This window comes from Blautia sp. AM23-13AC (assembly GCF_003435675.1).
Lineage (GTDB): Bacteria > Bacillota > Clostridia > Lachnospirales > Lachnospiraceae > Fusicatenibacter > Fusicatenibacter saccharivorans.
This window is the reverse complement of record NZ_QTUL01000017.1, coordinates 17,226-35,759: the sequence shown is the minus strand read 5'-3', so window position 1 is coordinate 35,759 and position 18,534 is coordinate 17,226. Positions and strand designations below refer to the sequence as shown.

At 45.9% G+C, this 18,534-nt stretch carries 15 protein-coding genes and 1 riboswitch; all 15 genes read right to left on the bottom strand.

Going from position 1 to position 18,534, the window contains the following annotated elements; genetic code table 11:
- Window positions 1–42: 42 nt before the first annotated feature.
- The 15 genes from DW642_RS14400 to DW642_RS14330 all read right to left on the bottom strand — a co-directional run bounded on the left by DW642_RS14400 (window position 43) and on the right by DW642_RS14330 (window position 18,522).
- A complete protein-coding gene (locus DW642_RS14400; protein ID WP_055226011.1) occupies window positions 43–945 on the bottom strand; it encodes a PSP1 domain-containing protein in 903 nt (300 codons plus the stop codon).
- Window positions 946–949: 4 nt separating this feature from the next.
- The gene (gene holB / locus DW642_RS14395) at window positions 950–1,939 is read right to left on the bottom strand and encodes a DNA polymerase III subunit delta' (RefSeq protein ID WP_022461270.1); all 990 of its coding nucleotides are present in this window, start codon (window positions 1,937–1,939) and stop codon (window positions 950–952) included.
- 54 nt (window positions 1,940–1,993) lie between these two features.
- Complete coding sequence (locus DW642_RS14390; protein WP_055267250.1) at window positions 1,994–2,590, bottom strand: guanylate kinase; 597 nt, start codon at window positions 2,588–2,590, stop codon at window positions 1,994–1,996.
- 27 nt (window positions 2,591–2,617) lie between these two features.
- Entirely contained in the window at window positions 2,618–3,307 is a 690-nt protein-coding gene (locus DW642_RS14385) for a response regulator transcription factor (protein ID WP_022461272.1), read from the bottom strand.
- On the bottom strand, window positions 3,304–4,797 hold the full coding sequence (locus tag DW642_RS14380) for a sensor histidine kinase (protein ID WP_117510729.1): 1,494 nt from the start codon (window positions 4,795–4,797) through the stop codon (window positions 3,304–3,306). The genes DW642_RS14385 and DW642_RS14380 overlap by 4 nt, the downstream gene beginning before the upstream one ends.
- Before the next feature lie 175 nt (window positions 4,798–4,972).
- Window positions 4,973–6,160, bottom strand: coding sequence for a methionine adenosyltransferase (gene metK, locus DW642_RS14375; protein WP_117510700.1), 1,188 nt, complete (start codon window positions 6,158–6,160; stop codon window positions 4,973–4,975).
- 127 nt (window positions 6,161–6,287) lie between these two features.
- A riboswitch (SAM riboswitch) is annotated at window positions 6,288–6,400 on the bottom strand.
- Between the two features lie 222 nt (window positions 6,401–6,622).
- Window positions 6,623–8,251: a phosphoenolpyruvate--protein phosphotransferase gene (ptsP, locus tag DW642_RS14370; RefSeq protein ID WP_117510698.1), complete on the bottom strand. Its 1,629-nt coding sequence runs from the start codon at window positions 8,249–8,251 to the stop codon at window positions 6,623–6,625.
- 23 nt (window positions 8,252–8,274) lie between these two features.
- Window positions 8,275–8,532 carry an HPr family phosphocarrier protein gene (locus DW642_RS14365; RefSeq protein WP_055267256.1) on the bottom strand — a complete coding sequence of 86 codons (258 nt, stop codon included), beginning with the start codon at window positions 8,530–8,532 and terminating at the stop codon, window positions 8,275–8,277.
- A 4-nt stretch (window positions 8,533–8,536) separates the two neighbouring features.
- Window positions 8,537–9,373, bottom strand: coding sequence for a PRD domain-containing protein (locus DW642_RS14360; protein ID WP_117510696.1), 837 nt, complete (start codon window positions 9,371–9,373; stop codon window positions 8,537–8,539).
- A 27-nt stretch (window positions 9,374–9,400) separates the two neighbouring features.
- Window positions 9,401–11,563: a PTS transporter subunit IIABC gene (locus DW642_RS14355; RefSeq protein WP_117510694.1), complete on the bottom strand. Its 2,163-nt coding sequence runs from the start codon at window positions 11,561–11,563 to the stop codon at window positions 9,401–9,403.
- Window positions 11,564–11,856: 293 nt separating this feature from the next.
- Window positions 11,857–14,049, bottom strand: coding sequence for a glycoside hydrolase family 31 protein (locus DW642_RS14350; RefSeq protein WP_117510692.1), 2,193 nt, complete (start codon window positions 14,047–14,049; stop codon window positions 11,857–11,859).
- A gap of 240 nt (window positions 14,050–14,289) precedes the next feature.
- Window positions 14,290–15,579: a UDP-N-acetylglucosamine 1-carboxyvinyltransferase gene (locus tag DW642_RS14345; RefSeq protein WP_117510690.1), complete on the bottom strand. Its 1,290-nt coding sequence runs from the start codon at window positions 15,577–15,579 to the stop codon at window positions 14,290–14,292.
- Window positions 15,580–15,916: 337 nt separating this feature from the next.
- Entirely contained in the window at window positions 15,917–16,420 is a 504-nt protein-coding gene (locus DW642_RS14340) for a shikimate kinase (protein WP_117510688.1), read from the bottom strand.
- A 52-nt stretch (window positions 16,421–16,472) separates the two neighbouring features.
- Complete coding sequence (locus DW642_RS14335; RefSeq protein WP_117510686.1) at window positions 16,473–17,492, bottom strand: sugar kinase; 1,020 nt, start codon at window positions 17,490–17,492, stop codon at window positions 16,473–16,475.
- A 142-nt stretch (window positions 17,493–17,634) separates the two neighbouring features.
- Window positions 17,635–18,522, bottom strand: a complete 888-nt coding sequence (locus tag DW642_RS14330; RefSeq protein WP_117510684.1) for a carbohydrate ABC transporter permease — start codon at window positions 18,520–18,522, stop codon at window positions 17,635–17,637.
- Window positions 18,523–18,534 lie beyond the last annotated feature (12 nt).

Below are 18,534 nucleotides of genomic sequence, written 5' to 3'. Positions count from 1 at the left end.
TACCCGGCGCTTACTTTTTTCAAAATGCATTCCAAATCAATCTTATTCCGGCTGTTTTGCCTCTTCCGAAGAAGCCTGCTCCCCGGAGCTGTTTCTGTCTTTTTTCTTCTCTTTGCCTTTTTCCTTCTTATGCTTCGGCTTGAACTTGAGCTCTTCCACCGGGCACTCCCGCATTTCCTTCTCATCGTTCACATCCACCAGCACTTTTACGAGCTGACGAAGCACATTCACACCGGAAACCTCACCTTTCATGCCGTCCGGCAGCGTTACGATATCGCCGACACCCGGCAGCTTGCGGTTCAGGTATTCATAGGTTTCCTGCTCGTTTTTCAGGCAACACATCAGTCGTCCGCAGACACCCGAAATCTTCGTCGGGTTCAGGGACAGGTTCTGCTCTTTTGCCATCTTGATCGAAACCGGTGCAAACTCGGACAGATACGTATGGCAGCAAAGCGGTCTGCCGCAGATGCCGATTCCGCCGAGGATCTTTGTCTCATCGCGGACACCGATCTGGCGAAGCTCGATTCTCGTCTTAAAGACAGCCGCCAGATCCTTTACCAGCTCACGGAAATCAATTCTTCCGTCGGCGGTAAAGTAAAACAGCATCTTGTTATTGTCAAACGTATACTCTGCATCGATCAGCTTCATCTCCAGGTTGTGCGCCCGGATCTTCTTCTGGCAGATTTCAAACGCTTCTTTTTCTTTCTTGCGGTTGCTCTCCTCCCGCGCATCATCCTTCGGCGTTGCAATGCGGATGACTTCTTTCAACGGCTGGATCACCTTGGAATCGTCAACTTCTTTTGGCCCCAGCACAACGAAACCATACTCTACGCCGCGCGCCGTCTCAACGATAACGTGGTCGCCCACGCAGATGTCCAGCTCTCTCGGCGAGAAATAATATACTTTTCCTACGTTTCGAAAACGTACTCCTATAATTGTTATCATGTTATCAGTTTTCCTTCATTGTCAGGAACATAAGCTCCATGGTTAAATCAAAATTAACATTCGCGTTCAGGCGGGCTCTCGCCTTCTGAATCGCCTCTATAATCTTCTCCAGGCCTTCGTATGAGCTCTTATTTGCTCTCTCACGGATTCCATTCAGCTCCTGCTTGAACACAAGGGAATCGACCTCTTTTGTCGCCTTAAAGAGCAGAACATCGCGGAACCATAAAGAAAAGATATCGAAGTAATCATCAATATTGTCTTTTTCGGCCGTCAGTTTTTTGATCGTCTCCACGATTTCATACAGCGGCATACTGTCGGCGTACTTTGCCATGCGGAGTGCACTTTCCAGCGTCTCCTCGTATTCCGGAGAACGGGCAATCCGCTCTGCTTTTCCGATATTTCCCTGCGCCAGGGACGCATCAACCTCTGCCTGGTAATCCGGCACATGCATTTCGTTCATCAGATAATCTTTCACAAGCTGGTCTCCCACTGGTTTTAAATTTAACTGCACGCAGCGTGACGAAATCGTCGGAAGCAGCGCATCCGGGTTGTCTGCCAGAAGCATGACAACTGCGTAGGCCGGCGGCTCCTCGATCGTCTTCAGCAGCGCGTTCTGCGCCTGAAGTGTCAGCTTCTGCGCCTCGTCGATGATATAAATCTTGTACGGACTGCTGTACGGCTTGATCATCACATCGTTAATGAGCTGCTCGCGGATTTCATCGATGCTGATGGTGTTCGGCTTTTCATGCTTCACATAAATGATATCCGGATGATTCTGGCTCTGTGCCTTTTTACAGGACGGGCATTCCATACAGGGCTCGACCCCGTGCTTCTCGCACTGAAGCGTCATCGCAAACAGTGAAGCCATCATTTTCTTTCCCGATCCACTCTCTCCGCCAAAAAGATAAGCATGAGATACTTTATTCATCGAAATGGCATTCTGTAAATGCGTTATGATTTCCTGATGTCCTACAACCTTCTGAAAACCCTGCATAAAATCACCCCCTGGAGTTCTTTTGTATTTCTTACTAATACTGCATTAAGTATATCACAACTTTTTCTGTTGTTCCACAAAATTCTGAATTTCGGAAAAACAGTCTTCCGGCGTAGAATTATTGGAAAATCTGCGGACAATTCCAGCTTCCGCAATTTTCTCCTCCGTAAAATCCTCACAGTCCGCCAGGAATCTCCGGCACATCTCCGCGTATTTCGGCTCTGTCTGTTTTCTTTCCCGTTCCAGTGCCCGCGAAAGCCGCAGCCCGTCGTCCACCTCGACATACAGCGGAACCATCGCCTGCTCCCCGAAGTATGCCTTTAATTTCAGATACGATTCCAGTGTCCCGATTCCGAGATAATCATGCTTCGCAAGATCAATCTGCCCGTCATCCGCCGTAAAATAATACCACGGCCCCTGCACCGTCGAATACATGCGCTCCTCGATAATCTTTCCGGCCTCCCGCAGTTCCGAAAGCCGTTTTTCATCCACAAAGAAATACTCTCTTCCGTCCTGCTCCCCGCTCCGGATCGGCCGTGTTGTATACAGGACAAACGGTTTTAAATCCAGCGCCGTCTCCTGGATCAGATTCTCATAAATATGATCTTTCCCTGACGCACTTTTTCCCATCAGATAGTAAATTTTTCCCATTTTATCTCTCCCCGAAACACAGATTCTTTATGCCTTAAACCGATATCCAACGCCCCAGATCGTCTCGATATACTGCGGCTTTGCCGTATTAAACTCTATTTTTTCACGAATCTTCTTGATATGCACCGTAACCGTCGCAATATCTCCGATGGACTCCATATCCCAGATCTCACGGAACAGCTCTTCTTTCGTGAAAACGCGGTTCGGATTCTCCGCAAGGAAGGTCAGCAGATCGAACTCTTTCGTTGTAAACTGCTTCTCCTCTCCGTTCACCCACACACGGCGTGCCGTCTTGTCAATCTTGATGCCGCGGATCTCCACAACATCATTCTCTTTCTTGCCGTTTCCGACCAGACGGTCGTACCGTGCCAGATGCGCTTTCACGCGCGCAACCAGCTCACTCGGAGAAAATGGCTTCGTCATATAATCATCCGCACCAAGGCCGAGTCCGCGGATTTTGTCGATATCATCCTTCTTTGCCGAAACCATGATAATCGGAATATCTTTCTTCTCACGCACCTCACGGCAGATCTCAAAGCCATCCACCTCCGGCAGCATCAGATCCAGGATCAGCAGATCGAAATCCTCCTTGACCGCCCGTACAAGACCGGTGTCTCCCTGGTTTTCAATCTCCACCTCAAAGCCCGAAAGCTCGAGATAATCTTTCTCCAGATCTGCAATGGATTCCTCATCCTCAACAATCAGTATTTTACTCATGAAACAGGTACCTCCTGATATTTTCTTAATACAAAGTACATCGTGGTTCCCACCCCTTCTTTGCTGGTGGCCCACACTTTTCCGCCGTGGTCTTCAAGAATCTTCTTCACGATGGAAAGACCAATTCCGCTGCCGCCTCTCGTGCTGTTGCGGGACGCGTCGGTACGATAAAAGCGATCGAAAATCTTCGTCAGATCCTTCGTCGCAATTCCCTTTCCGTTGTCCTCAATCTCCACCTGCACAAAATCTCCGACATCACGCAGACGGATGTTGATGACCTTATGGCTCTTGTCCATATATTTGATGGAATTGCTTACAATGTTATTGATGACACGCTTGATCTGCTCCGCATCCGCGATGACGATCGGGTCGTCCTCGAGATAATTAAAGTATGTCAGATCCACATGCTGCGCGTCAAGCTCCAGATTCAGTTCCTCCACGCAGTCATCAAAATAATCCGCAATGTGAATCTTGGAAAACGTATACGGAATGCGGTTCGTGTCAATCTTGGAATAAAACGTCAGCTCATTGATCAGACGGTCCATCTCATTCGCTTTGTTGTAAATGGTGCGGATGTAGCGGTCCATCTTCTCCGGCGTATTTGCCACACCGTCCATGATTCCCTCGACATAACCCTTGACCGCGGTAATCGGTGTTTTCAGATCATGCGAAATGTTACTGATCAGCTCTTTATTCTCTTTGTCAAACTCGACTTTTTCCTCCGCCGTCTCTTTCAGCCGGATACGCATCTCCTCAAAGTCCTCGCAGAGGTCATTAATCTCCGCCACGCCGCACGGTTCAACAGTGAAATCCAGATTTCCGTCTTTGATATTCTGTGTCGCCTTTTTCAGCTGCTCGAGCGGTCCGATCACACCGCGGTAAATCCAGAAGCTCAGGCCCAGACTGGTGAGCACCAGAATCAGCACAATCACGATGCCTAGCTCTTTTACCATGCCCGTAATCTGCGGCGCAATCTGGTCTGTCTTGGTGACGATAAACGCACTGCATTCTTTTCCGTCCGAGTTCTCATAGTCCACCTGTTTGACCATCCACTGTTTTTCATTGCGGAAATAAACGCCGCCCTTCAAATTGGCCCCCGGGTCACCGTATTTCGGCAGCTCATTTTCCAGCTCCTCCGACGACAGCTCCTCCGAGCCATTGTAAATGATAACACCATCCTCGCGCACCGCGATAAACGACTGTTTTTTCTGCAGTCTTGCATTCAGAACAGAGAGATAATTCGTTTCTTCCAGCTTTGCCGTATCCGATTTCGCGGTATCCTCTACTTCGTCGTACTCTTCTGATGTCATCGCATTCAGCAGCAGGGTGTTGTTCGAAATCGTCCGGTATGTTGCGTTCGCAAGACCGTATTTTTCACCGATAATCTTTGCTTTATACCCTACAAAAAAGTAAAACGTCAAGGCACACATCACGATCGGAACCAGTATGATGATGAAAAAAGAAATGATTACTCTCGTCCTTAATTTCATGCTTTTCTTCTTTTTTTCCATATAAGATCCACCTGTTTTCCAACACATATTTCGTACTTTTGCGCACAAAAAATCCCCAGTACGCAGTCTAAATTTATTATAGCACAACGCCTGAGGATTTTTCATTAACTTAGATGAATCTTTCTAAACTTTCTATAAACAGAAAAGCCTGAAATTAGAGGTATTTCTTCAGGTCTTCTACTTTGTCCAGTTTCTCCCACGGCAGATCCAGATCGTTTCTTCCGAAGTGGCCGTAAGCGGAAGTCTGTTTGTAGATCGGACGGCGCAGATCCAGCATTTTGATGATTCCGGCCGGGCGAAGATCAAAGTTCTCGCGAACGATATCGGTCAGTTTGTTGTCGGAGAGTTTTCCTGTGCCGTAGCTGTCGATCATGATAGAGGTCGGATGAGCGACACCGATTGCGTAGGAAAGCTGGACCTCGCATTTGTCGGCAAGACCTGCTGCTACGATATTCTTTGCTACGTAACGTGCTGCATAAGCTGCAGAACGGTCTACCTTTGTACAGTCTTTTCCGGAGAAAGCTCCGCCGCCGTGACGAGCGTATCCGCCGTAGGTGTCTACGATGATCTTACGTCCGGTGAGGCCGGAATCTCCATGAGGTCCGCCGATTACAAAACGGCCGGTCGGGTTGATGAAGAACTTGGTGTGCTCATCTACCATGTCTGCCGGAATGATTTCGTCGAATACGTATTTTTTGATATCCTCATGAATCTGCTCCTGGGATACTTCCGGATCATGCTGAGTGGAAAGAACAACCGCATCAAGACGGAACGGTTTGCCGTTCTCATCGTACTCTACGGTTACCTGTGTTTTTCCGTCCGGACGCAGGTAACTTAAAGTACCGTCTTTGCGGACTTTGGTCAGCTGGCGAGCCAGTTTGTGTGCCATGTAGATCGGGTATGGCATGTACTCTTCGGTCTCGTTGGTTGCGAATCCGAACATCATTCCCTGATCTCCTGCTCCAATGGCATCGATCTCCTCATCGCTCATATTGTTCTCTTTTGCTTCGAGCGCTTTGTCTACACCCATAGCGATATCGGTGGACTGTTTGTCAATTGCAGTTACAACAGCGCAGGTATCTGCGTCAAATCCGTATTTTGCACGGTCGTAGCCGATTTCGCGAACGGTATCACGTACAACCTGCTGGAAATCAATGTGTGCGTTGGATGTAATCTCACCCATTACCATCACGTATCCTGTTGTAGTACAGGTTTCGCAAGCTACACGGCTCATCGGATCCTGCTCAAGCAGCGCATCCAGAATCGCGTCAGAAATGGCATCACAGATTTTGTCCGGATGTCCTTCGGTTACAGACTCAGAAGTAAACAGTCTTTTTTCCATTCTTTTTCTCCTTTTTTTTCTTCTCTTCTCTTTTGCTTTTCGTTCGTGGGCTTTGGCTTTCCCTGAACATTTTTTCGTAAAAAAAGATCCGCAATTTTTAGCGGACCTGAATAGTAATGTTCAAATCCCCTTATTGTTCGAAAATTTCGCTCAGGCTGGCACCTTCCCGTACAGACTATTCTGTCTGGGGGTTGCCGTGGTTTCACAGATCCTATGTATCTCCACCACTCTGAATAAGAGAAAAGCAACTGAATTTTTGATTTTGTTTTTTGTTACTCTGATACACTATCGCAAAATACGCCATTCGTCAAGAGGAAATAAAAGGATTTGAGACATTTTCTTACTGTTGTCCCAAACATCCTTTCTTTTTTTCTGATTTTTCGGCTGTATCTTCTGTTATTTGTGAACAGATAAGAAAACTCTCCAAAACAGAGAGTTTTCTTATCTGCTGTATCGTTTCTTCTACTCTTCTGCTTTCATCTCGCGGACAATCTTCCGCAGCTTCAGAATCATGGACGGAGCAACAGAAAGCTCATCCACTCCCATTCGTACAAACTGCTCCGTCAATGTCAGGTCCGCACCGAGTTCCCCGCAGATTCCTGCCCATTTTCCGCATTTGTGAGCATTTTCCACCACCATACGAATCATCCGAAGAACCGCTTCATGGTGTGGGTTGTAAAAATCATCCAGCTGCTCATTCTGACGGTCAATCGCAAGGGTATACTGGGTCAGGTCGTTCGTTCCGATGCTGAAGAAATCCACCATTTCCGCCAGACGGTCGCTGATCATCACGGCAGCCGGTGTCTCGATCATAATGCCCTGCTCCGGAATTTTATACTGCACTTCCTGTGCTTTCAGCTCTTCCTCTACCTCTGCAACAATTGCGTAGATTTTTTCTACCTCTTCTGTTGATGTGATCATCGGATACATGACAGAAAGGTTTCCGTAAACGGCTGCGCGGAACAATGCGCGAAGCTGCGCTTTAAAAATTTCCGGCTGTTTCAGACAAATCCGGATTGCACGGTACCCAAGCGCCGGATTTTCTTCTTTTCCAAGATTAAAGTATTCTACCTGCTTATCTGCCCCGATATCCAGCGTACGGATAATCACTTTTTTGCCTGCCATGGTCTGCACGGCCTGTTTATATGCCTGAAACTGTTCTTCCTCCGTTGGGAAATCATTTCTTCCAAGATAGAGGAATTCGCTTCGGAAAAGTCCGATTCCACCGGCATCGTTTTCCATCACATAGCCAAGGTCACCAACACTGCCGATATTTGCATAGATGTTGATCTTACGGCCATCCGGCGTAATATTTTCTTTTCCTTTCAACTCCTCAAGAAGCTTCTGTTTTTCTGCTTCTTCCTGCATTCTTTTTTCGGTTTCCTTCCGCACATCCTCCTCCGGCTCAAAGATAACCTGACCTGAAAAACCGTCTACAACGGCCGTCATGCCTGTTTTCAGACCGTTTAAATCCATCGGGACGCCGATTAATGCCGGAATATTCATCATTCGCGCAAGAATCGCAGTATGAGAATTGGTAGATCCATGTACAGTCACAAACGCAAGTATTTTTTCTTTGTCCATCTGTACAGTTTCACTCGGACTTAAATCGTCTGCCACTATAACAGATGGTTCCATAGAACTCAGGTCGTTATCTCCCTCACCGCTTAAATTGCGGACCAGACGTTCGGAAATATCTTTTACATCTGCGGAACGAGCCTTCATATATTCATCATCCATAGCTGCAAACATCTCTGCAAAATTATCGCCGGTTGCTGCCGCTGCATATTCTGCATTTACCAGCTCTGTCCGGATCATGTTCTCCATTGATTCCAGATAGTCCTCATCCTCCAGCATCATCTGATGGACTTCAAAGATCGCCGCACTTGCCTCTCCAACTTCCCGGACTGCCTTGTCATACAGTCTGCCAAGCTGTTTTTTCGAAACCTCCACGGCTTCTTTCACACGTTTTACTTCTGCTTCCGGATCTTCAATCCGGGCTCTTTTAACCTGGTAATCATTTTTCTTCAGAACCGCAACCGGTCCCATAACAATTCCTTTATATACGGATTTCCCCTGAAAATACTGCATTTTTTATCCTCCGAGCGTACTTTTTACAGGTTTGCTTCGAAAAACGCTTTCAGCGTCTCAATCGCTGCATCTTCGTCCTCTCCGTTTGCTGCAACGGTTACGGTATCTCCCTGCTTTACACCAAGTGACATCAGCATCATCAGCTGAGTCAGTTTTTTCGTTTTTCCATCTTTTGTGATGGTGCATTCCGATGCAAAATTTTTTGCCTCCTTTACCAGCATTCCTGCCGGTCTTGCGTGGATTCCCAGTTCATCTTTAATGGTATATTCAAATGTTTTCATGCTTTTATTCTCCTTCTTCTCTGTCCATAATCCGTTCTATGTGCATAGCGAGATATCCAATTTCGATCTCCTCCATCGGAAGTTTCAGCCTCTTTTCCATCTCCTCACAGATTCGTTTCGCCGCCTGAAAGGCTTCCGGAAACTTTACGGACATGTAGTCATTCATATTTACTTTCAGTTTTTCCCCACTGACCGCTCTTGCAACCATATAGCGGATATGGTTCATCATACGGTTATACGACAACGACATCACATCGATGGTATGCCCGGTGATATGCTCCACCAAAGAAATGCTCTCCCGGACTGCTCTTGCTACTTCCATGGCCTGTGAAACATTTTCCTCCACAATTGCCGAATGAACATGAAGTGCAAGATAGCCGATTTCATGTTCATCCATTTCGATCTGAAGCCGTTCTTTTAAAAGCTCCCTGATACAGGAAGCAACTTTATACTCTTTGTAAAACATCACACGGATATCGTCGGTGAGCGGATTGCTGATCTGCTCACCGTTCTGAATCCGCCGGACAGCAAAATCCAGATGATCTGCCATTGGAAAGACGATGGAACGGTCAATTTTTCCAAATTCCTTTTCTGCCTCGTCAAGCACGGCACTCGCCAGCTCCAGGCTGAGCGGAGAAACGCCCTGTACAATGGTTCTGGCATTTCCTCGCTCCGTCATCTCTGTCAGGGAATAAATGCGGGCATCGTCTCCCGGCTGTACACGCTGTCCCGTTTTTTTCCCAAATGCAATTCCTTTCCCCATGACCAGATATTCCCGGTTATTTTCTTCTTCCACACCAATAAATGAATTGTGGTTCAGTGTTTTTGCTATCCTGTACATTCTTCTCACCCGTTTTTAAGGCACAGCTTACGCGAGAATCTCAATCGCAAATAAAGGATCTCCTGCTTTTACCGGTCCGTCTGCCAAAAGACGGATTCTCTGGTTCTCCTCCAGCTCTGTGCAAAGAACCGGTGACGTAACCGACGGCGCATGTGTTTTCAGATATTCCAGATCCAGTTTCAGCATCGGATCACCTTTTTTCACGGTCTGACCGCTTTCTACCAGTGCCTCAAATCCCTCTCCGTTCAGTTTTACTGTATCAATTCCGACATGAATCAGAAGGCTGACCCCGGAATCGGTTACAAATCCAATCGCATGTTTTGTGTCAAAAACAAACGCGACTTCTCCGTCCTCCGGAGCACGCACATAAGGATCTTCCGGTGTCACAACAGCGCCGTCTCCCATCATCTTTTCTGCAAACGCTTCATCCGGCGCAGTAGAAAGGTCGGCTGCCAGTCCGCTTATCGGGCTGCAGACAGTAATCGTATCCACAACCTTCTGTTCTTTTGTTTCCTGCGTCGGTTCCGCCTCTTTTGGGGTTGGTGTATTTTCTGCTTCCGCATACGTATTCGGAGCTTTTTCCAGATAATCCTCTAAATTTGATTTTATCACAGTTACATTGGGTCCGTAAATAACCTGTACACCATTTCCTTTATGCACAACGCCAGATGCCCCTGTCGCCTTTAAAATACCATCGCTGACTCTCGCTGCATCATGAACAGTACAGCGCAGTCTTGTCGCACAGCAGTCCACATCCGAAATATTTTTCTTTCCGCCAAGACCTTTTGTGATCGCTTCACTCATGGCATCTTCCGATGCCACCCCATCGTTCTGCGCTTCTTTTCTGGCATTTACATCTGCTTTCGTATAAAGCTTGGTTTCTACATCATCATCCTCACGGCCCGGTGTCTTAAAATCAAACTTTTTAATCATGAATTTGAAGATAAAATAATACAGGAAGAAATAAAGAATGCCGACCGGAATCACCCTCATCCAGCTTGTCTTTTCATTTCCCTGCAAAATACCGAACAGGAAGAAGTCCAGAAGTCCGCCGGAAAAGGTAAGACCAACTGCGATATTCAGGATGTGTGCGATCATATAAGCTGTTCCCGCAAGAATAACCTGCACGACAAACAACGCCGGTGCAACAAACAGGAACGAGAATTCCAGCGGTTCTGTGATACCGGTTGCCATACACGCAAGTGCTGCGGAAAGAAGCAGACCGCCTGCTGCTTTTTTCTTCTCCGGTTTCGCACAATGGTACATGGCAAGTGCCGCTCCCGGAAGTCCGAAAATCATAAAAATAAATTCTCCGGAGAAATATCTCGTTGCATCTGCACTGAAATGTGCGATATTCGCAGAATCCGCAAGCTGTGCGAAGAAAATATTCTGTCCGCCCTGCACCATCTGTCCTGCCACTTCCATGGTACCTCCGACTGCTGTCTGCCAGAAAGGCATATAGAATACGTGATGCAGACCAAATGGAATCAGTGCCCGTTTAATCAGACCGAAAATCAGCGTTCCGACATAACCGGAGCCGGTTACCAGGCCACCCAGCGCATAAATGCCGTTCTGTACAACCGGCCATACAAAATACATTAAAATTCCCACAAACATATAGACGATCGTAGAAATAATTGGTACAAAACGAGTACCTCCAAAGAAAGAAAGTGCGTTCGGAAGCTGGATCCGGTAAAATCGATTATGAAGTGCTGCGACTCCAAGACCGACAATAATACCGCCAAACACACCCATCTGCAGCGACTGAATACCGCAGACAGAAGTGATGGTTCCTTCCAGAACGGATTCTGCAATTTCTCCGTTTTCCAGAATCTGACCCGTAATAGTCAGCATTGCGTTAATCGCTGTATTCATAACGAAATATGCAATAACGGCTGACAGGGCAGAAACCTCTTTTTCCTTCTTTGCCATACCAATTGCAACACCTACCGCAAAAATCAGAGGCAGGTTATCAAACACCGCACTTCCTACTTTGTTCATGATCACCAGCAGCGCATGAAGAATTGTGCCGTTGCCGAGCAAACTTGTCAGCCCGTACGTTTCAATTGTGGTTGCATTGGTAAATGAGCTTCCGATTCCCAGTAAAAGTCCGGCTACCGGAAGAATTGCGATCGGGAGCATAAAGCTTCTTCCCACTCGCTGCAGAACACTAAAAATTTTGTCCTTCATTTTTTTACTCCTTGTGTAGTTTATACTTTTTACAAGAAAAGTTTCTGCGGTTTTGCATCTTTTTAGCCGGTCTGTACTCTTTTTTCTAAAACAGAGCACAAAAAAGAGACACTAACCCACATAAACAATTTCTGTTATGTATAGTTAATGCCTCCAAAAATCGAGTTACACACTACAACTGTAGTTGAATATAGCACAGATAAATTTCTTTTGTCAAGTCAGTTCTTATTATTTTAGCTTTTTTATTTTTACCCATTTTTCATATTTTTATGCATCTATTTTGTGCACAATAGCTAATCAACATCTTTTTTCTGAAATGTCATAAATTCAAGATCTTCCTGTTTCCATAGTTGTGCAGGCACATGCAATACTTCTTTTTGAGCAAACAATGGTATACTTGTTCCTTCTTTCTGGAAAACCCGAAGAGATGTACCACCATCAGCAAAAGCTTTGTTTTCTATATGAACAAATGTCATTCCCTCATATACTTCTTTACTTTCAATATCCTGCCACCGGCCTTCCGGAAGATACAGTTCATATTCATCTCTGTCAAATCCGGGTGAAATAAGCAATGCATCACCAAGCATATAAGACAGATTCTGTGTCTTTGCGATTGGATCTTTCGGATATTCCATCACAAGCGGACGAATCATTGGAATACCAGACTGATGACTCTGGCAGGCGGTGTGATAAAGATATGGCACAAGTCGATGTCTGAAGTTAATCCATTTTTTTACTTCTTTTAATGCCATATCTCCATACTGCCATGGTTCCCGCGGTGTTTTACCGTGCGCTCTGGATAATGGCATCCACAATCCCATCTGCACAGAGGAAAGGTAATCTTCTATATTCGGACGTTCCTCATTTCCGATATAACCTGTGTTATAAAATCCGCCAAGATCATAACCCCAGAAAGATACACCAGACATAGCCATCCCAAGTCCGGCCTGAAGAATTGCACTGTGACTTGCTTTATCACTGGAAGAATCTCCTGCCCATGCTGCCGGGATCGTATGAGAACCCACATACCCACTGCGTCCCCAAAGCATTGGCAATTCCCCATGTTCGTCGCAAATTTCTTTCATCCATGTGTAAATATTTTTTGCATACAGATACGTCAGAAGATTATGTCCTTCTCGCCCGCTCATGCCATTGTAAAATACAACATCTTCAGGTACTGCTTCAGAGAAATCTGTTTTTATCACTGATACACCCATTCTGACGATTTTTTTCACACGTTCCTCATACCATGCCAGAAATTCCGGATTTGTGAAATCAAAGCAAGCACACAAAAACTCTGAATCTGCAGTCGCTTTAAACATTGCAGGATGCCCTTCTTTATTTTTTATAAAAAATCCACGTTCTGCCAGTTCCTTAAATGCCGGCGAATCTTCCTGCAAGTACGGATAATTCCAAAGACTTAAATGTATGTTCTTTTTATTTAATTCTTTAATCATTTCTTCCGGTTCAGGGAAACGTTCTGTATCCCATTCCCATACACCAGACATATCCTGCCTCTGCCAGCCATCGATATGAATTACATCGATACCTATTCCAAATTTTTCAGCATCAGCAACAACATCCTCGACTTCTTTACGGCTCATATAAGAGCATTTTGACATCCAGAAACCAAAAGCCCACTGTGGAATCATAGGTATCTGCCCTGTAATCTGCAAATACTGCTGCAACAGCTTCTTATAGTCTTTGCTTTCTTCTGCCAGGAAAATATAATCCAGAATAGGATCGTCACTGCCCATCTGATAACTGATCCATGATGAAGCACCCATATCAAATGATGAACGCGTAAATGTATTTAACAATACGGAATATCCCCGGCTGCTTGTAAAATACGGATGACTTTTATATGAATCCTCCGTATTAGTAGACAATGCATCTTTTTGCCAACACTCTATTCTTTGTCCACGTTTATTAAAATGTGTAAACTTCTCTCCAAATCCCCAAAATTGCTCATCGGAGAATAATACAAACTGCTCAAATGAGGCTATACTTTTTCCAGATGCATCTACTCTAAATCCTGTTGGAAGCTGTTTCCACCGGTTATCGACATTAGTGTCAAAAGCCTGTTCTTTCGTCAATAATTTTCCATTCTGATAGATGGACATTTCCCAGTAGTTTTTTGAAAAATGAAGACTTAACTGATTTGTTTCATATATATACAGATCTTCATTTTCTGTAAATTCTGCATTTTTTGTTTCAAACTCCGATTCAGGTACATCTTCGACTACCGTCTGTCTGTGGCTTTTTGCAGTCATCTCCGGCACCATCACAAATCTGAATACCGATGGTGTCAAAAATGTAATACGAACTGTGGCTATACGGTCTTTCCATGTACGTACCAAAAAATGTATTCCATCTTCTTTGGCACACACTGCTTCAATTTTTGTGAGAAAATCATACTCATCTGAAAAAATTGTTCTTCGCTCCCCACATTGTGGATTATATTGTGTTTCTGCTTTATTAGACATATATTGTCCCTCTCTGGTTTTTATTATTTTTAGTCAAAATGTATAATCGGTAACGTTTTCGTATTCAACATATCATAAATTTGTATATTTTTAAATATCTTTTTTTACCAATACTGACCGCCTCAGCTTTGAAAATAATAGTAGTAAAATTTAAGCCAATTTCTTCGCAATAAGGTAAAATAAAAGAACGGTACCTTTTATTGCACCGTCCTTTTTGTCAACATTTGTTTTATACTGTTTTTACGCTCTTAACCGGAATTTCTGGATGTCCTTTGCATTATTCACACGCTCAATTTCAGCGCCGAGTCCACGGAGCTTTCCGTCGAAGTCCTCGTATCCGCGCAGAATGTATACAATATCATCCACCACGGTAACACCCTCTGCTGCAAGACCTGCAATAACAAGTGCTGCTCCGGCGCGAAGATCCGGTGCGGAAACCTCTGCTCCGGTAAATTTTTCTACGCCGTCAATGATCGCCGTGTTGCCTTCTACTTTAATACAGGCGCCCATACGTGCCAGCTCATCCGCATATTTAAAACGATTTTCAAAAATACTCTCTGTTACAATACTCGTACCGTTTGCCAGTGCCAGTGTAACCGCAATCTGCGGCTGCATATCGGTCGGGTAACCCGGATACGGCTGTGTCTTTACGTGTGTTCTGCCCAGACGTTTGCTTGCGCTCACACGGATGGAATCGTCAAACTCTTCTACGTCGCAGCCAATCTCCTCGAGCTTTGCGGTTGTTGCTTCCAGATGCTTTGGAATCACGTTTTTAATCAGAACATCGCCCTTTGTAGCTGCTGCTGCAAACATATACGTACCTGCCTCGATCATATCCGGTACGACCGCATAGCTGGTTCCGTGCAGGGTATCGACACCCTTGATCCGGATCACATCGGTTCCTGCTCCTTTGATGTTTGCTCCCATGCTGTTCAGGAAGTTCGCCACATCGACAACGTGCGGCTCTTTCGCTGCATTCTCAATCGTTGTATTTCCTCTTGCCATCGAAGCTGCCATCATGATGTTGATGGTGGCTCCAACGGAAACCATATCCAGGAAAATGTGGCTTCCATGCAGATCTGCCGCACTTGCCACGATTGCGCCATGACGGATGCTTACCTCAGCACCGAGTGCGCGGAATCCCTTTAAATGCTGGTCGATCGGACGGCTTCCAATGTTACATCCGCCCGGAAGCGGAACTTCCGCTCTTTTGTATTTTCCAAGCAGCGCGCCTAAAAGATAATAAGACGCACGGATTTTTTTGATATATTCATAATCAACGCTCAGATCTCCGATGGTTGCTGCATTGATCCGCACGGTATGGCGGTCGATGCGGTCCACGGTGGCTCCGATCTCTGCGATTGCTTCCAGAAGTACATTAATATCACTGACATCCGGCAGGTTTTCGATCAGGACCGTCTCATCGGTCATCGTTGCTGCCGTAAGAATTGCAAGCGCCGCGTTTTTTGCTCCCCCGATTTCCACTTCGCCCACAAGAGGATTTCCACCTCTGATGACATACTGTTCCATATATTCACCTCAAATTTTCTTTCTCATACTTAACGAGTGTGTTTTATCCAATATCTAACGAATCAAAGTCTTTTTCCTGTTTTTTTACACACTCCAGATACGCTGAAACGCACTGCTCCCCGCAGTTATTTTTCAGTCTCCCCTTATCTTAACTCAAATCTAATACTTTGTAAATCAATTTTAATACATTCTGTGCTATTTCCGTCTTTTTCCATCGTTTCCGGTCAGGAATATTCAGAGAAACGTTATATGTAATTTCTAACTATCAGAACATTTCCCTTATTATGATATAATCGTATGTTTTCAAAATTTCCCTGAATATTCCACCAATTCTGTTTTACATGCCGATCTGCTCGCGGAGCGCCAGGATCGTGCCCTGGATATCCCTTCCGCTCTCGTCAACTGTAATCTCGGCATACTGCTCATATAATTTACTTCTCTCATCGTAGAGATCCTTCAGCGTCTGGCCCTCTTTCAGCACGACGCCGCGTCCCTTCAGGTTTCCGAGACGTTTCGCCAGATCCTCATACGACAGCTTCAGGTAAACGATGGTTCCAATTTCTTTAAAATGCTCCATCGCCTCTTTTCCGTAAATGGCGCTGCCGCCCGGTGCAATGACGCTTTCATCGGCTTCCAGAGTCGCATTGACCTCATTCTCAATCGCAAGAAAGCCTTCATTTCCCTCATCGGCAATAATCTCGCGCAGAAGACGTTTCTCCCGATGCTGAATCACAAGATCCGTATCAATAAACTCATACCCCAAAGCCTTTGCAAGTATAACGCCAACGCTGCTTTTGCCGGCTCCCGGCATTCCTATTAATATAATATTCCGTTTCTTCAAGTTTTATTCCTCCTGCTGTCCTGTATGTACTCTCGGAATCTTTTTGTTTCCTCTATCTCTGCAGATTTGTTCCGCCCTGCTTCATGATCTGCTCAATCTCTTTTTCGCTGACCACGTTGGCATCGTGCTGAATCATCAGCTTTAAGACGCTTGCGGAAATCGCAAAATCGATGGTTCTCTGCGGCGCAAAATCATGCGCCATCGCGTGAATCAGTCCTGCACCAAACGCATCACCGGCTCCGACTGCCTCAAAGCTGTGTACTTTGTGAACCGGGCTCTCATAGAATTTTCCGTCTTTCAGGTAAATTCCCATCCAGTCGCCGTCCTCCACGGTGTAGAGATTGCGCAGCACGCTCGCAACTGCTTTACAGTTCGGGAACTGTTTCTGAATTTCCAGCATGCCCTCTTTGTAAGACTCGATCTGTTCAATGCCGCGCGACATATCTCCATCATACGCCGGAATGCCAAGCGATGATTCAAAGTCCTCATCATTTGCAATGCAGACATCCACGTAAGACATCAGACGGCGCATGACGCGCTGTGCGTCCTTTGCTGACCACATTTTTCCGCGGTAGTTGAGATCACATACCACCTGAATTTTTTTCTCTTTGCAGAGCATAAGAGCGCTCTCCAGCGTCTTTTCGATCTCGCAGCTGATGGCCGGCGTGATACCGGAGAAATAAAAGAGATCCACGCCCTCGAGCAGTTTTTCCCAGTCAAACTCCTCCGCTTCTGCCATCGCGATCGCGCTGTAGGCGCGGTCATAAACCACGCTCGTCGGTCGGATGTTGGTTCCCTTTTCAAAATAGTAAATACCGACGCGGCCGCCGCCCCGCAGAACACGGGTCGTATCCACACCGAACCGGCGGATTTCATTGATGGCCGCCTGTCCGACCTGGTGCTCCGGCACTTTTGTCACGTAGGAAACATCGTTCCCGAGTGTTGCCAGAGAAACTGCGACGTTCGCCTCCGCGCCGCCGTAACTGGCTTCAAAGGTATCTGCCTGCAGTATTTTCAGATGCTCCGGTGTTTTTAAACGCAGCATCAGTTCTCCGAATGTAAGTATTTTCATGATAAAATCCCCTCCAGAAACATTTTGTTTTTCACCTCAATACCTTTTTATCTTACGCTGTTTTCTCCCCGGACGCAAGAAAAAAAGCGCAAAAAAGCGGCTTCCTGTTTCGATTCAGAAGCCGCTTTTTCTGCGTTTTCTCTTATTCTTTTACTGCTCCCAGTGTAATACCGGTTACGAAGTATTTCTGCAGGAACGGATATACAATCAGCATAGGAACAAGGGCGATAAATACCTTTGCTGCCTCCAGTGATTTGTTGGAGTTCTGTGCTAACTGCTGATACTGCTCTGCAGTCAGGGTTACGCCTACCGGGATCTGAACGGAGATCTGACGGATGTAGGTCTGTAACGGATAGTTCGTCTCTTTGTTCATTAATACCAGGCCCTGGAAATACTCGTTCCAGTAACCAACGGATGTAAACAGGACGATGGTTGCGATAACCGGTTTGGAACACGGAACTACAATCTGCCACAGGATACGCCACGGGCCGGCGCCGTCTACACGGGCTGCCTCCTCGAGGTCTCCCGGGATGCCGCGGAAGAAGTTCATCATCAGGAGTACGTTGAATACCGGAACAGAACCAGCCAGAACCAGTGCTGCCATCGTATCGATCATACCATAATTTTTAACGGTGATGAACCACGGAATGGTACCACCATTGAACAGCATACAGAATACCAGGATCCACATCAGGACGTTTCTCGGTTTGTACTCTGTTTTGCTCTTTGCCAGCGGATAGGACATCATAATCAGGACAACCATGGTCCATATGGTTCCAATCACAACTCGCTTGATGGAAATCCAGAAGGAATTCCAGAATGCGGAATCACCCATAATCAGGCTGTAGGATTTTACGTTTGATCCGATCGGGTAAATCGTTACAAGACCGCCCTCAGCGGCTGCTTTTGAAGAAATAGATACGCAGAACGTATACCATAACGGATAAAAACAGCTGAATGCCAGGAGAATCAGGATGATAGCATTTATGACTTTAAACGCTTTGCTGCCAAAACTCTTGCTTTCTATCATAATTTCTGCCCT